Source organism: Chromobacterium sp. ASV23, assembly GCF_016428945.1.
Lineage (GTDB): Bacteria > Pseudomonadota > Gammaproteobacteria > Burkholderiales > Chromobacteriaceae > Chromobacterium > Chromobacterium sinusclupearum.
This window is the reverse complement of the sequence record NZ_JAELTR010000005.1, coordinates 66216-80820: the sequence shown is the minus strand read 5'-3', so window position 1 is coordinate 80820 and position 14605 is coordinate 66216. Positions and strand designations below refer to the sequence as shown.

Sequence of the window (14605 nt, the reverse complement as noted above, 5' to 3'; positions counted from 1 at the left end):
GAGAGAGTCATGCACCCGGATATCTTCAGCCACTACGCAGTGCGCTACGATAAAACCCGCGAAGAAGAGTACACCATCCAGGAGTACCTGGAACTGTGCAAACAGGACCCGGGCGCCTACGCCACTGCCGCAGAACGCATGCTGGCAGCCATCGGGGAGCCGGAGTTGGTGGACACCCGCCACGATTCGCGGCTGTCACGCATTTTTTCCAACAAGGTCATCAAGGTCTATCCCGCCTTCCGCGACTTCTACGGCACCGAGGAAGTCATCGAGCAGGTGGTGGCGTATTTCCGCCACGCGGCTCAAGGCCTGGAAGAGAAGAAGCAGATTCTCTATCTGTTGGGGCCGGTAGGCGGCGGCAAATCTTCCATCGCCGAGAAGTTGAAGGAGCTGATGGAGCTGGTGCCGTTCTATAGCCTGAAGGGCAGCCCGGTCAACGAGTCTCCGCTGGCCCTGTTCAACTATGACGAAGATGGCGCCATCCTGGAAGAACAGTACGGCATTCCGCGCCGTTACCTCAAAGGCATCCCCAGCCCATGGGCGGTGAAGCGACTGCACGAGTTCAATGGCGACATCGGCCAGTTCCGCGTGGTCAAGCGCTACCCATCGGTGCTGAAGCAGATCGCCGTGGCCAAGACCGAACCGGGCGACGAGAACAACCAGGACATCAGCTCGCTGGTGGGCAAGGTCGATATCCGCAAGCTGGAAAAATACGCACAGGACGATCCGGACGCTTACAGCTACTCCGGCGGTTTGTGCCTGGCCAACCAGGGCTTGCTGGAATTCGTCGAAATGTTCAAGGCGCCGATCAAGGTGCTGCACCCGCTGCTGACCGCGACCCAGGAAGGCAACTTCAAGGGCACGGAAGGTTTCGGCGCGATTCCGTTCGAGGGCATCATCCTGGCCCACTCCAACGAGAGCGAGTGGAAACAGTTCCGCAACAACAAGAACAACGAAGCCTTCCTCGACCGGATCTATATCGTCAAGGTGCCGTATTGCCTGCGCGTGACCGAGGAAATCAAGATCTACGACAAGCTGATCCGCAACTCCTCGCTGGGCAAGGCCCCTTGCGCGCCCGGCACCTTGAAGATGATGGCCCAGTTCGCCGTGCTGTCGCGGCTGAAGGAGCCGGAAAACTCCAGCCTGTACAGCAAGATGCAGGTGTACGACGGCGATAACCTGAAAGACACGGATCCCAAGGCCAAGTCGCTGCAGGAATACCGCGACTACGCCGGCGTGGACGAGGGGATGGCGGGTCTGTCCACTCGCTTCGCCTACAAGATCCTGTCCAAGGTGTTCAACTTCGACCATAGCGAAGTGGCCGCCAACCCGGTGCATCTGCTGTATGTGATCGAGCAGCAGGTGGAGCGCGAGCAGTTCCCGGCCGAGACGGAACAGAAATACCTGACTTTCCTGAAGGAATATCTGGCGCCGAAATATGTCGAGTTCATCGGCAAGGAAATCCAGACCGCTTATCTGGAAAGTTATTCCGAATATGGCCAGAACATTTTCGACCGCTACGTGACTTTCGCCGATTACTGGATCCAGGATCAGGAATACCGCGATCAGGATACCGGCGAGATTTTCGACCGCACGTCGTTGAATGCCGAGCTGGAAAAGATCGAGAAACCTGCCGGGATTTCCAATCCCAAGGACTTCCGCAACGAGATCGTCAACTTCGTGCTGCGGGCCCGCGCCAACAATGGCGGCAAGAATCCGACCTGGACCAGCTACGAGAAGCTGCGCACGGTGATCGAGAAGAAGATGTTCTCCAACACCGAAGAGCTGCTTCCGGTCATTTCCTTCAATGCCAAGGCCAGTGCCGAGGATGCCAAGAAACACGAGGACTTCGTCAACCGCATGGTGGAAAAGGGTTACACCGCCAAGCAGGTGCGTCTGTTGTGCGAATGGTATCTGCGTGTGCGTAAGTCATCCTAAGCCGCCAGGCCCCCGCCGCTTGCGGCGGGGGCGGGAGGCGCCGGGCCGGGGCGGCCAGGCGACGAGGAGATACAACCGCGCGCGGGGTTGGACGGCAGGTTTCCAGGCGGGGCCTGCCGGCCGCGATTGCGCGCTAGAGAGGTGGCCATGTCCCACATCATAGACAGACGCCTCAACGGCAAGAACAAGTCGGCGGTCAATCGCGAACGCTTTCTTCGCCGTTTCAAGGCGCAAATCAAGGAAGCCGTCTCCAAGGCGATCAAGGGGCGGAGCATCACCGATATCGAAAGCGGGGAAAAGGTATCCATTCCGGTCAAGGATATTTCTGAACCGCATTTCCATCACGGCAAGGGCGGCGTTTGGGAAAACGTCCATCCCGGCAACGAGGAGTTCATCAAGGGCGACCGCATCCCCAGGCCGCAGGGCGGAGCGGGCGGCGGCGGCAGCAAGGCCAGCCAGGACGGCGAGGGCGAGGACGATTTCGTGTTCCAGCTGTCGCGCGAAGAGTTCATGAATGTGTTCTTCGACGATCTGGCCCTGCCCAACCTGATCAAGACCCAGTTGATGGGGATTGAAGAGCTGAAGACGGTGCGCGCCGGCTATACCAACGATGGCACGCCGGCCAATATCAATATTGTCCGCTCCTTGCGCGGCGCGCTGGCGCGCCGGGTGGCGATGTCTGCGCCGACGCTGGCCAGCCTGGATGACGCCGAGGAAGAGCTCGACACGCTGATCGAATCCGACGACGACAACGCCATCGAGGTGCGCGAGAAGCGGCAGAAAATCCACCAGATGCGGGAGCGTTTGGCCTGCATTCCGTGGATAGACCCGTTCGACCTGCGCTACAACAACCGGGTGAAGCAGCCCAAGCCGACCAGCCAGGCGGTGATGTTCTGCATCATGGACGTGTCCGGCTCGATGGACGAGCAAAAGAAGGACATGGCCAAGCGCTTCTTCATCCTGCTGTACATGTTCCTGCAGCGGAATTACGAGAAGATCGAAGTGGTGTTCATCCGCCACCATACCAGCGCGGTGGAGGTCAACGAGCAGGACTTCTTCCACTCGCGCGAGAGCGGCGGCACCGTGGTGTCGTCGGCGCTGAACCTGATGAGCGACATCGTCAAGAAGCGCTACGCCAGCAGCGAATGGAACATCTACGCCGCCCAGGCCTCGGACGGCGACAACTGGGACAGCGATTCGGCCAATTGCGGCCGCATCCTGGAGGACGAGCTGCTGCCGTACTGCCAGTACTTCGCCTACATCGAAATCACCGAGGGCGAGCCGCAGAACCTGTGGTACGAGTACCTGAAGGTCAAGGCGCAATGCCCGCAGTTCGCCATGCAGAAGATCCGCTCGGCGTCGGACATCTATCCCGTATTCCGCGAACTGTTCAAGCGCCAGCCGGCGGGAAGGAGTGGCGCATGAAGCGGGAAAAGAAGGGGGAAAGCATGAAACCGATTTCCACCGGATCCGAATGGACCTTCGAATTGGTCGGCGAATACGACCGCGCCATCCGCGAGATCGCGGTAGACGAATTCAAGCTGGATGTTTACCCCAACCAGCTGGAAATCATCACGGCCGAGCAGATGATGGATGCGTACGCCTCAGTGGGCATGCCGGTCAATTACCACCACTGGAGCTATGGCAAACACTTCGTCTCCACGGAGAAAAGCTACAAGCGCGGCCAGATGGGGCTGGCCTACGAGATCGTGATCAACTCCAACCCCTGCATCGCCTATCTGATGGAAGAAAACTCCATGACGATGCAGGCGCTGGTGATCGCGCACGCCGCCTACGGCCACAACAGTTTCTTCAAGGGCAACTACCTGTTCCGCTCCTGGACCGACGCCTCCGCCATCATCGACTATCTGGTGTTCGCCAAGAGCTACATCATGAAGTGCGAAGAGCGTTACGGCATCGACGAGGTAGAAGAGTTGCTGGACTCCTGCCACGCGCTGATGAACTATGGCGTGGATCGCTACAAGCGGCCGCAGAAGCTGTCGCTGGCGCAGGAGCAGGCGCGGCAGGAAGAGCGCGAGCAGTATCTGCAGATGCAGGTCAATGACTTGTGGCGCACCATTCCCAAGCGCGACAAGGACGATTCCGGCAAGTCCGCGCCGCGCTTCCCGACCGAACCGCAGGAGAACCTGCTGTATTTCATCGAGAAGTCCGCGCCGCTGCTGGAGCCTTGGCAGCGCGAGGTGGTGCGCATCGTGCGCAAGGTGGCGCAGTATTTCTACCCGCAGCGGCAGACTCAGGTGATGAACGAGGGTTGGGCCACCTTCTGGCATTACACCATCATGAATCGCCTGTACGACAAGGGCATGATCACCGACGGCGCCATGCTGGAGTTCCTGCAGAGCCACACCAATGTGGTGACGCAGCCGCCGGTGACGGCGCGCTGGTACAGCGGGATCAACCCCTATGCCTTGGGTTTCTCGATGTATCAGGACATCAAGCGGATCTGTCAGGCGCCGACCGACGAAGACAGGGCCTGGTTCCCGGATCTGGCCGGCACGAATTGGCGCGAGTCCCTGGAGTTCGCGATGCGCAATTTCAAGGACGAGAGCTTCATCTCGCAGTACCTGTCGCCCAAGTTGATTCGCGACTTCCGCTTGTTTGCGATCCGCGACGACGACAGGGACGACAAGCTGGAAATCTCGTGCATTCACGACGAAGAAGGCTACCGAGAAATCCGCAACCGGCTGGCCGATCAGTACAACCTGGGTTCGCGCGAGCCGAATATCCAGGTCTGGTCGGTCAATGTGCGAGGCGACCGCAGCCTGACGCTGCGCCACACCATGCATAACCGCCGCCCGCTGGAAGAGCAGAGCGCGCAGGAGGTGTTGAAGCATGTGTGTCGGCTGTGGGGCTTCGATGTCCGTCTGGAAAGCGTGGACGGCAATGGCGAAGTCAAGCAGCTGTTCGAGGTGCAGGCCAACAAGGACCCGGCGATGATCTGAAGCGCTTGGGCGTGACAGGCGGCGCCGCAAGGCGCCCGGCAATAGAGACAGGCAACGCGCGCGTTGCCTGTTTTCATGATGCCATAGCTGCTTTCAAGCCACGGAGGAAGGCTGGAATCGCCTCGCTCAGGCGGTGCCGCCCACCGGGGAGAGCCGGCAATGCGAGCGGTCCTCGAAGCTGCCATTGGGCAGGCCCCAGGCGTGGGCGTAGTGCATCTGGCCGTTGGCCTCTATCCGGATGGTGATTTCCTGGCGGAACTGCTCGCTCAGGCTGCGCGGGCCGCTGGCGAATACCACTTCCAGCACGCCGTTGCCGCTCTCGGCCAGGCGAATGGCGGGATGAGGCAAAACGAAGGGCAGCTCGTCCATCACCGGCCACAAACATAGGGTGCCGTCCGGCTGGTAGCCGAGCAGGGTGGTTTCCCGGTGCAGGACTTCGCCATCGGTGCCGTTGGCGGTGTAGTGAAGCAGCAAGGCCCTCTGGCCGGGCAGCGCTTGCCAGTGCAGGCAACCGGTGAAGGTCTGGTCATCGTGATTGATGCCCTCGCCACAAAACTGATTGGGCAGCGATTGCAGAGCGGCAAGCAGAGGCATGGCTAACCTTCCGGTTGCATGGAGGAGGTAGTCAGGATGGCAGGTTTGACAGCCGCGCGCAATACGTCTTAGGGCCGCTAACACAACCCCTGATCCTGCGTTGCGCCTTCTTGCCGCATGACTTGTACTGTCTGCGTCGGCGCGCCTCGGCTCAGATGCTCTTCGAAGTTTTTTAGCGGCTCTCAGCGTCTGGGGGCGTGGCCTGACAAGGGGATGAAGGCGCGCCACGGCTGGTCCGGATGCGTCAGTTCAGCCAGCCGCACGCCGTAAACTTGCTCCAGCCTTTCGAGCTGCATCATTTCGGCGGTGTTGCCATGCCCGGCGGCGCGGCCGTCATTCAGCAGCAGTACTTGGTCGGCATGGCGCAGGGCGAGATTGAGATCGTGCACCACGGCCAAGACGCCGATTTGCAGCTGGCGGCACAGCGCGCGGGCCTCTGTCATCAAAGCGTCGGACAGCGCGAAATCCAGCGCCGCAGTCGGCTCGTCCAGCAGTAGATAGCGCTGCGGCTGATCGGACAGTAAAAGCTGGCACAGCGCGCGGGCCAGCTGCAAGCGCTGCTTTTCGCCGCCGGACAGTTGCGACAGCCGGCGCTTGCGCAGCGCTGTCGCATGAGTCAAGGCCAGCGCCTGATCGATGGCGGCATGGCTTGGCGCGCGTCCGGAGGCGGCGAGCGGGTAGGCCCCGGCCGCGACCAGCTGCTCCGCGGTCCAGTCTTCCGGCATGGGCGGGGCCTGCTCCATGACGGCGCGCCGCGCCGCCAGCTGGCGCTTGCTCAATGTCGACAATGGCTGGCCATCCAGCAGGATGTCGCCTTGGTCGGGCTGCCACAGGCCGGAAAGCAGCTTCAGCAAGGAGCTTTTGCCGGCGCCATTCGGCCCCAGCACTACCAGCAGCTCGCCCGCTTGCAGCGTCAGGCTGATGTCGTCCAGCACCCGCCTGCCGTTGCGGGTCAGCGAGAGATGGCGCGCCTCAAGCATCGCGGCCCTCCTGACGTTTCAGCAGCCATAAAAAGAACGGCGCTCCCAGCAGGCTGGTGATCACGCCCACCGGCAGCTCCGCCGGCGCCAGCAGCGAACGGGCCAGCCAATCGGAGCCGACGCTGAGCCAAGCGCCCAGCAGCGGAGCCGCCAGCAAAAGGCGGCGCGAGTCGCTGCCGACCAATTGCCGCGCCAGGTGCGGCGCCATCAGGCCGACGAAGCCTATCATTCCGCAATTCGATACCACCAAGCCGGCCGCCAGCGCCGCCAGCAGGATGATGGCCCACTCCTGGCGGCGCACCGGAAAGCCCAGGTAGAACGCCGCGCTCTCGCCCAGCTGCAGGGCATTGAGGAAGCGCCAGCGCTGGTATAGGCCCAGCCAGATCAGCGGCGCCGCGAGCAGCAAGACCAGGGTTTGCGGCCATTCCATGCTGGCGAAGCTGCCCATCAGCCAGAAAGTCACGGTGCGCAGCGAGCCGTCCGGCAAGGTGGTGATCAGCAGCGTCAGCAGGCTGCCCAGCAGGGTGCTGACGGCCAGTCCGCTGAGTATCAGCTGCTTGCCGTCGCGGTCGCTGCCCAGCAGGCGCACCAGAAGCAAAGCGGCGAAGCCGCCAAAGAAGCCCGCCGCCGCCACGCCGTACAGGCCGACGCCCAGGCTCAATGCCAATGCGGCGGCCAGCGCGGCGCCGCTATTGATGCCTATCAGGCCGGGTTCGGCCAGCGGATTGCGAAAGCGCGCCTGCACGGCGGCCCCGGCGCTGGCCAGCAAGATGCCGGCGCTGGCGGCGGCCAGCAGCCGCGGCAGCCGCAACTCCACCAGCAATTGCCATTCCAGAAGCGGTTGCGGCGCCAGCCGCAGCAGGCTGGCAGGCTGCAGATGGCTGTGGTGCAGCAGGGAGGCGCAGGCGGTGGCGCCTAGCAGAAACAGCAGCAGGGGAATCAGCGTCGAGAGGCGCATGGAGGGGGGGAGGGGCTTAGCCCCTCCGCGGATCAACGCAGGCCAAGCACATCCTGCATGTCGAACAGGCCGTGCGGTTTGTCGGACAGCCAGCGCGCGGCGCGCACGGCGCCGTTGGCGAAGGTGGCGCGGCTGGAGGCTTTGTGGCTGATTTCCACCCGCTCGCCCAGCGTGGCGAACAGCGCGGTATGGTCGCCCACCACGTCGCCGCCGCGCACGGTGGCGAAGCCTATGGTTTGCGGATCGCGCTCGCCGGTGACGCCCTCGCGGCCGTAGACGGCGCATTGCTTCAGGTCGCGGCCCAGCGCGTCGGCGATGACTTCGCCCATGCGCAGCGCGGTGCCGGACGGCGCATCCACCTTGAAGCGGTGGTGGGCTTCGATGATTTCGATATCGTAGCCTTCGTCCAGCACGCGGGCGGCCATGTCCAGCAGCTTGAAGGTCAGGTTCACGCCCACGCTGAAGTTGGCGGCGAATACGATGCCGATCTTGTCCGCCGCCTCGCGGATGGCGGCCTTGCCGGCATCGTCGAAGCCGGTGGTGCCGATCACCATGCGCACGCCGCGTTCGACGCAGGCCAGCATGTGTTCCAGCGTGCCTTCGGGGCGAGTGAAGTCGATCACCACGTCGGCGCCGTCCAGCGCGGCGATGAAGTCCGAACTGATGGCGACGCCGCTGTTGCGGCCGCAGAACAGGCCGGCATCCTGGCCGATGAAGCCGGAGTCGGCGCGGTCGATGGCGGCGTGCAGGCGGGTGCCGGACGTGTTCAGCACCGATTCGATCAGCACCCGGCCCATGCGGCCGGACGCGCCGACGATCACGATGTTCTGCGGATTCATGGCTTCTTCACTTGTTCAGCGGGGACGGCCAGCGGAGCCGAAGCGTCCAGTTGCTTGGGCGGCGGCGCTGGCTGCGATTGGCCCTCTACGCGGTCCAGCACATCGCCTTTGAAATAGACGGTCAGCAGCTTATCGCTCTTCGGGTCCACTTTGCCGCCCTTGGCCTCGCTATACTTGTAGTCCCAGCGATTGGCATGGAAGGCGTCGGTAAGCAGCGGCGTGCCGAGCACGAAACGAACCTGGGCGCGGGTCATGCCCGGTTTGAGCTTGGCGACGGCGTCGGCGGTGACATAATTGCCTTGCTGAACTTCCACCTTGTGGGTCCAGTCCAGCGGATTCAGGGAACTGCAGCCAGAGACGGCGATGACAGCGGCGAAAATCAGGGCGCGCATGATACTCCGATTGACTCGAATGTTTATGAGGCTGTAATTAGGCAAAGCCGTCAAAAGGCTTTATCATGATTCGAAAACCGACACACTTTATATCACGATGAGCAAAGCCAGTCACCTCAAAGATATCGGCCTGAAAGCCACCGGACCGCGCCTGAAAATCCTGGATCTGTTCGAACAGGCCGACTCTGGGCATATGTCGGCCGAAGATGTCTACCGCAAGCTGTTAGCGGAAAACATCGACATCGGTCTCGCCACCATCTACCGCGTGCTGACGCAGTTCGAGCAGGCGGGCATTCTGGTGCGCCATCATTTCGAAACCGGCAAGGCCGTGTACGAATTGAACCAGGGCGGCCACCATGATCATATGGTGTGCGTCAGCTGCGGCAAGGTGGTCGAGTTCTTCGATCCCGAGATCGAGGCGCTGCAGAACCGCATCGCCGAGCAGCATGGCTACCGCATCGTCGACCACGCGCTGTACATGTATGGCGAGTGCCCCGACTGCCTGGGCAAGGGCGGTCAGCGCGGATGATTCCCTGGCTCGGACCCGAGCCTGTCTTCCCGCCGGTGACGCAGGCGCTGAGTCATCCCAACGGCCTGCTGGCCGCCGGCGGCGATTTGTCCCCCAGGCGCATTCTTAGCGCCTATTGCGAGGGCATTTTTCCCTGGTTTTCCGAGGGCGAACCCATTTTGTGGTGGTCGCCCGCGCCGCGCATGGTGCTGTATCCGGAAGAGCTGAAAGTCAGCCGTTCGCTGGCCAAGACCTTGCGCAACCTGGATTACGAGATACGCGTCGACAGCGCCTTTGACGAGGTGATGCGGGCCTGCGCCGAGCCGCGCGCTGGCCAGGACGGCACCTGGATCGTGCCCGAGATGGTGGCGGCCTATTGCCGGCTGCATCAGCTGGGCTATGCCCACAGTTTCGAAACCTGGATAGACGGCGAGCTGGTCGGAGGCTTGTATGGCGTGGCCATCGGGCGGATGTTCTATGGCGAGTCGATGTTTTCCCGCCGCACGGATGCGTCCAAGCTGGCTTTCGTCCACATGGTCCGCCATCTGGCAGGGCAGGGAGTAGGCATGATCGACTGTCAGATGCATACCGCGCATCTGGCGAGTCTGGGCGCCCGGCTGGTGCCGCGCGATGTTTTTCTTGCTACGCTGAAGGAGCGGGTCGGGCAATCCCAGCCTGACCGGATGTGGGAATACCATTATCGCCATGAGCCATCGTGAAGCCGGCCAAGTTGCGGCCATCCATTTCTATGCCACCGCGCCTTATCCCTGCAGCTATCTGCCGGAGCGGCAGGCGCGTTCGCAGGTGGCGATCCCGGCCGAGGCGATAGACAGCGGGGTCTACAGCCAATTGGTGCGGCTGGGTTTCCGCCGCAGCGGCCTGTATACCTATCGCCCTTATTGCGATTCCTGCCAGGCATGCATCCCGGTGCGGCTGCCGGTCGGCCAGTTTCAGCCCAACAGGACGCAGCGCCGGGTATGGAAGCGGGCCTCGCCGCTCATCGCGCATTGGCTGCCGCTGCGGTTCGATGCCGAGCACTACGCCTTATACCGTTTGTATCAGCAAACCCGGCATGCCGGTGGCGGGATGTCGGAGGATGATGCCCAGCAATACAGCGAGTTCATTCTGAAGAGCGGGGTGGATAGCCATCTGGTGGAATTCAGGCAGGATGGAGTGCTGAAGATGGTCAGCCTGGTGGATAAATTGATGGACGGTTTGTCCGCTGTTTACACCTTCTACGATCCGGAAGACACCCAGATGAGCCTGGGCGTGTACAACGTGCTGTGGCAGGTGGAGCAGGCCAGGGAGATGGGGCTGGATTATGTTTATCTGGGCTATTGGATCGCAGACTGCCGCAAGATGTCGTACAAGTCGGCCTATCGTCCGCTGCAGATATTGCGCGGGGGGCGTTGGCAGTGGCTGCCGGAGCATGCGCGCGACGCGCTGGCGAGTGGAAAATGAAACAGGCCCGGAAGGGCCTGTTTGCTTTGCTGCGTTGTTTGCCTGATCAGTACGGCACGACGCGGTCGTTGCCGCCGCCGCTCAGTACTTTCACGCGCTGATTGGCGACAAACGGGATGTCGGCTTCCTGCACGATGGATACGGTGCGGCCGGTATCCAGCTTGACGGTGATTTCCAGCGCGTTCTTGGTCATCGCGCGTTGCGCGGCTTGGGTGCCGAAGCCGCCAGCCAGCGCGCCGACGATGGCGCCGGCCGCCTGGCCCTTGCCGCCGCCGATATTGCTGCCCGCCAAGCCGCCCAGCGCGGCGCCGCCCAGGGTCAGCAGTTCGTTGTTGTCGCCTTCCATCTTCACGTTCTGCACCGAAACCACGGTGCCGAATTGCACGGTCTGCGCTTGGCGCATCTGGCTCTTGGAGTAAACGGCGGCGGAGTCCGAAGTGGCGCAGCCGCTAAGGATGCCTGCGCCGAGCAGGGCAATCAGGGTTGCGCGAGAAAAGTTAGAGATCATGTCCTGCTCCATTCTTTGGTTCAATTGCGAGCTTTTAGGTATTGTGCCACGGCTTTGCTGCATTCTCCCACCAATTCTGGTCCGCGGTAGATCAGGCCGCTGTAGAGTTGCACCAGCGTGGCGCCGGCATCCAGTTTTTCGACGGCGTCGTTGCCGGACAGGATGCCGCCAACACCTATGATAGGCAATGCGCCGTCAAGTTCCCGCGCCAGCTTGCGGATCACTGCGGTGGAGCGGCTGCGCACCGGGGCGCCGGACAGGCCGCCGGCCTCGTGTTCATGCGGGTGGCCGGCCACTTCGGCGCGAGATAGCGTGGTATTGGTGGCGATGACGCCGTCTATGCCCTTGTCTGTGAGCAGGCGGGCGATTTCCGTGATCTGCTCATCGTCCAGGTCCGGGGCGATCTTTACCGCCAGCGGCACGTAGCGGCCGTGCTGGTCGGCCAGCGCCTGTTGACGTTGTTTCAGGGCAGCCAGCAGCTTGCCGAGTTCGTCGCCTTGCTGCAGTTGTCGCAGATTCTTGGTGTTGGGCGAGGAGATGTTGACGGTGACGTAGCTGGCCGCGGCGTAGACCTGGTCCAAGCAGGCCAAATAGTCGTCTACGGCGTTTTCGATCGGCGTGATCGCGTTTTTGCCGATATTGATGCCTAGCACGCCCTTGAATCGGCAGCGGCGCACGTTTTCCAGCAGCGCCGCCACGCCGTGGTTGTTGAAGCCCATGCGATTGATGATGGCCTCGTGCTCCGGCAGGCGGAATAGCCGGGGTTTGGGATTGCCGTCCTGCGGACGCGGGGTGACGGTACCGATTTCGATGAAGCCGAAGCCCAGCGCCGCCAGCGCGTCGATATGGTCGCCGTTCTTGTCCAGCCCGGCGGCCAGGCCTACCGCATTGGGGAAGGTGATGCCCATGGCCTCCACCGGCTGGCGGATGGCCGGCGCCGCGGCCAGCGGGGTCAGATGCAGCCGGTGCGCGCGGTCCAGCATCTTCAGCGTGTGTTCATGGGCGGTTTCCGCGTCGAACTTGAACAGCAGCGGGCGCAGCAGCGGGTACAGCATGGCATTCTCCGGGCAGACAAATGCCCGGCATTATAACCGGGCATGGCGGCGGGGCTAGCGGGAATTACAGGATGCGGCAGGCTTCTTCGAAGCTGAAGCGCGGCGAGCGCGGGAACAGCTTGTCGGCTTCGCCGTAGCCCAGGTTGATCAGGAAGTTGGACTTGAAGCGGCCGTCCGGGAAGAAGGCGGCGTCCACAGCGGCGTTGTCGAAACCGGACATCGGGCCGCAATCGAGGCCCAGCGAGCGGGCGGCCAAGATCAGATACGCGCCTTGCAGCGTGCCGTTGCGGAAGGCAGTGGTGTTGATCAGCGCCTCATTGCCTTCGAACCAGCTCCTGGCGTCGGCGTGCGGGAATAGCTTGGGCAGTTCTTCATAGAAGCGCGTGTCGTGGGCGACGATCACGCAAACCGGCGCGGCCATGGTCTTTTCCACATTGCCTTCTGCCAGGCACGGCTTCAGCTTGGCCTTGGCCTCGGCGCTCTTGACGAACACCAGGCGCGCCGGCGAGCAGTTGGCACTGGTCGGCGCCTGCTTCAGCAGGTCGTACAGCTGATGCAGCAGCTCGTCGTTCACCGGCCGCGGTTGCCAGTGGCTATGGGTGCGGGCGTTCAGGAACAGTTGTTCCAGCGTGGCGTGCGAAAGGGGAGTGCTCATGGTTTGACCTCGTTGGGGGGGGGGATGCCTCGGCCGCTCCGGCAGTGTTGTTTGCCTGCACGGATATCGTCACGCGGCGATTGCGGGCGCGGCCCTCGGCTGTGGCGTTGTCGGCGGCGGGCAGGTTGGCGCCGTGGCCCACCGCGACCAGTCGCTGCGGCAGCACGCCGTTTTCCTCGAACAGCCGGACGATGCCGCCGGCGCGCGCCGCGGACAGTTCCCAGTTGGACGGGAAGTTGGCTGTGCTGATCGGGACGTTGTCGGTAAAACCTTCCACCTTGATGGAGTTGTCCACGCCGGCCAGCAGCTTGGCCATGCTGGACATCAGCGGCAGCGACTGCGTGCTGGGTACGGCCTGGCCGACTGCGAACAGGGCGCTGTCGCGCACCTCTATCGTGATGCCCTGGTCGTTCTGGGTGATGGTGACTTCGCCGCTTTGCACCAGCGGGTTCAGCACTTTGGCCAGATTCTGCGTCAGCTGGCTGAGTTTGGCGGTTTCCTGGGCGGGATGGCCGGACTTGATGGCCTTGCCGATAGGCTTGGTCTGCGGAATTTCTATCAGGGTATTGGCGCCGCCGGTGGGCGGCGAGGTTTGCACTGTGACCATCGTTCCGCTGCGGAAGGCGTCCATGATGGCCGACGACATGACGCGGTATTTGCCCTCGTTCAGCGACGAGATGGCGTACATCACCACAAAGAAGGCAAACAGCAGGGTGATGAAGTCCGCGTAGGAGACCAGCCACCGCTCGTGGTTTTCGTGCTCTTCTTCATGCCGCTTGCGTCGGGATGCCATGGCCGCCTCCGCTGGATCAGAACAGTTTGGTGTCGAACAGAGACTTCACGCCGCCGGCGAATTCCACGCCGATGCGGCGCGCCACGCGGCTGGAGAAGTCGTCTTGCTGGGTGTAATCCACGGTCTTTTCCGCCTTGACCACATCGCGCGCGACCGAGGCTACGGTGCCGTAGCCGTCGGCCAGACCCAGCGGGATGGCTTTTTCGCCCAGCCACACCATGCCGCTGAACAGCTGCGGGTCATTCTTCAGGCGGCTGCCGCGGCCGGCTTGCACGGCCTGGATGAACTGGGCGTGGATGTCATCCAGCAGCTGCTGGCGAATGGCCTCGTGCTTGGGATTGGTCGGCGAGAACGGATCGCCCATCGCCTTGTTTTCGCCCGAGGTCTTCAACCGGCGTTCCACGCCGAGTTTCTCCAGCGCGCCGGTAAAGCCGAAACCATCGGACAGCACGCCTATCGAGCCGACGATGCTGGCCTTGTCGACATAAATCTTGTCCGCGGCGGAGGCGATGTAATAGCAGCCGGACGCGCAGACTTCGCTGACCACCACATAGACTGGAATATTGGCGTGCAGCTTCTTCAGCCGCCGGATTTCATCGTAGACCATGCCGGATAGCACCGGGCTGCCGCCGGGGCTGTTGGCGTCGATGATGATGCCTTTGGTGTTGCGATCGCGGAAGGCTTCATCCAGCGCCTCGGTCATTTTCTTGCCGGTGTCGTTTTCGCTGGTGATGGCGCCGTCCAGCTGGATCACGGCGCTATGGCCGCTGCCGGTCAGGCTGGCGCCGGCCTTTTCCTCATTGCGCATGAACAGGCTGACGGCGATGAAGCCGATGATGGCCAGCCAGATCAGCCGGAAGAAGATTTTCCATTGCCGGCTGCGGCGTTGCTCCACCAAGGCGGCGGAGGCCAGTTTTTCCAGTAGTTGTCGTTCCCAGTTATGGGTGTCGCTCATGATCGA

General features: G+C 62.5%; 16 protein-coding genes. 6 read left to right on the top strand and 10 right to left on the bottom strand.

Going from position 1 to position 14605, the window contains the following annotated elements; translation table 11 throughout:
- Positions 1–9: 9 nt before the first annotated feature.
- From JHD59_RS04065 to JHD59_RS04055, 3 genes are all read left to right on the top strand, one after another.
- Positions 10–1938 carry a PrkA family serine protein kinase gene (locus JHD59_RS04065; protein WP_103319422.1) on the top strand — a complete coding sequence of 643 codons (1929 nt, stop codon included), beginning with the start codon at positions 10–12 and terminating at the stop codon, positions 1936–1938.
- A 147-nt stretch (positions 1939–2085) separates the two neighbouring features.
- The gene (locus tag JHD59_RS04060) at positions 2086–3363 is read left to right on the top strand and encodes a YeaH/YhbH family protein (RefSeq protein WP_103319462.1); all 1278 of its coding nucleotides are present in this window, start codon (positions 2086–2088) and stop codon (positions 3361–3363) included.
- Complete coding sequence (locus JHD59_RS04055; protein ID WP_255521357.1) at positions 3360–4901, top strand: SpoVR family protein; 1542 nt, start codon at positions 3360–3362, stop codon at positions 4899–4901. The genes JHD59_RS04060 and JHD59_RS04055 overlap by 4 nt, the downstream gene beginning before the upstream one ends.
- 126 nt (positions 4902–5027) lie before the next feature.
- Here JHD59_RS04055 and JHD59_RS04050 read toward each other — a convergent pair whose 3' ends face one another.
- The 5 genes from JHD59_RS04050 to JHD59_RS04030 all read right to left on the bottom strand — a co-directional run bounded on the left by JHD59_RS04050 (position 5028) and on the right by JHD59_RS04030 (position 8664).
- Positions 5028–5495, bottom strand: a complete 468-nt coding sequence (locus tag JHD59_RS04050) for a hypothetical protein (RefSeq protein ID WP_103319424.1) — start codon at positions 5493–5495, stop codon at positions 5028–5030.
- A 182-nt stretch (positions 5496–5677) separates the two neighbouring features.
- Positions 5678–6475 carry an ATP-binding cassette domain-containing protein gene (locus JHD59_RS04045; RefSeq protein ID WP_199153245.1) on the bottom strand — a complete coding sequence of 266 codons (798 nt, stop codon included), beginning with the start codon at positions 6473–6475 and terminating at the stop codon, positions 5678–5680.
- On the bottom strand, positions 6468–7433 hold the full coding sequence (locus tag JHD59_RS04040) for an iron ABC transporter permease (protein ID WP_199153244.1): 966 nt from the start codon (positions 7431–7433) through the stop codon (positions 6468–6470). The genes JHD59_RS04045 and JHD59_RS04040 overlap by 8 nt, the downstream gene beginning before the upstream one ends.
- A 32-nt stretch (positions 7434–7465) precedes the next feature.
- Positions 7466–8272, bottom strand: coding sequence for a 4-hydroxy-tetrahydrodipicolinate reductase (gene dapB, locus JHD59_RS04035; protein ID WP_103319431.1), 807 nt, complete (start codon positions 8270–8272; stop codon positions 7466–7468).
- A complete protein-coding gene (locus JHD59_RS04030; RefSeq protein ID WP_103319433.1) occupies positions 8269–8664 on the bottom strand; it encodes an outer membrane protein assembly factor BamE in 396 nt (131 codons plus the stop codon). Before JHD59_RS04030 ends, dapB begins: the two co-directional genes overlap by 4 nt.
- A gap of 97 nt (positions 8665–8761) precedes the next feature.
- On the opposite strand from JHD59_RS04030, the gene fur reads away from it, so the two are divergent.
- Genes fur through JHD59_RS04015 form a run of 3 tightly spaced genes read left to right on the top strand, consistent with a single transcriptional unit; the run spans position 8762 to position 10633 of the window.
- Positions 8762–9193: a ferric iron uptake transcriptional regulator gene (fur, locus tag JHD59_RS04025; protein WP_103319434.1), complete on the top strand. Its 432-nt coding sequence runs from the start codon at positions 8762–8764 to the stop codon at positions 9191–9193.
- Positions 9190–9891 carry a leucyl/phenylalanyl-tRNA--protein transferase gene (aat, locus tag JHD59_RS04020; RefSeq protein ID WP_199153243.1) on the top strand — a complete coding sequence of 234 codons (702 nt, stop codon included), beginning with the start codon at positions 9190–9192 and terminating at the stop codon, positions 9889–9891. Before fur ends, aat begins: the two co-directional genes overlap by 4 nt.
- Entirely contained in the window at positions 9878–10633 is a 756-nt protein-coding gene (locus tag JHD59_RS04015; protein ID WP_199153242.1) for an arginyltransferase, read from the top strand. Before aat ends, JHD59_RS04015 begins: the two co-directional genes overlap by 14 nt.
- A 46-nt stretch (positions 10634–10679) precedes the next feature.
- Here the strand turns inward: JHD59_RS04015 and JHD59_RS04010 are convergent, their stop codons facing one another.
- The 5 genes from JHD59_RS04010 to JHD59_RS03990 form a co-directional block, all read right to left on the bottom strand.
- Positions 10680–11141, bottom strand: coding sequence for a glycine zipper 2TM domain-containing protein (locus JHD59_RS04010; RefSeq protein WP_199153241.1), 462 nt, complete (start codon positions 11139–11141; stop codon positions 10680–10682).
- A 20-nt stretch (positions 11142–11161) separates the two neighbouring features.
- Complete coding sequence (locus JHD59_RS04005) at positions 11162–12196, bottom strand: quinone-dependent dihydroorotate dehydrogenase (protein ID WP_199153240.1); 1035 nt, start codon at positions 12194–12196, stop codon at positions 11162–11164.
- A gap of 64 nt (positions 12197–12260) precedes the next feature.
- Positions 12261–12851, bottom strand: a complete 591-nt coding sequence (locus JHD59_RS04000; RefSeq protein ID WP_103319442.1) for a malonic semialdehyde reductase — start codon at positions 12849–12851, stop codon at positions 12261–12263.
- Positions 12790–13644: a flagellar motor protein MotD gene (gene motD / locus JHD59_RS03995; protein WP_199153239.1), complete on the bottom strand. Its 855-nt coding sequence runs from the start codon at positions 13642–13644 to the stop codon at positions 12790–12792. The genes JHD59_RS04000 and motD overlap by 62 nt, the downstream gene beginning before the upstream one ends.
- Before the next feature lie 16 nt (positions 13645–13660).
- The gene (locus JHD59_RS03990; protein ID WP_199153238.1) at positions 13661–14599 is read right to left on the bottom strand and encodes a S49 family peptidase; all 939 of its coding nucleotides are present in this window, start codon (positions 14597–14599) and stop codon (positions 13661–13663) included.
- Between the last annotated feature and the right edge of the window lie 6 nt (positions 14600–14605).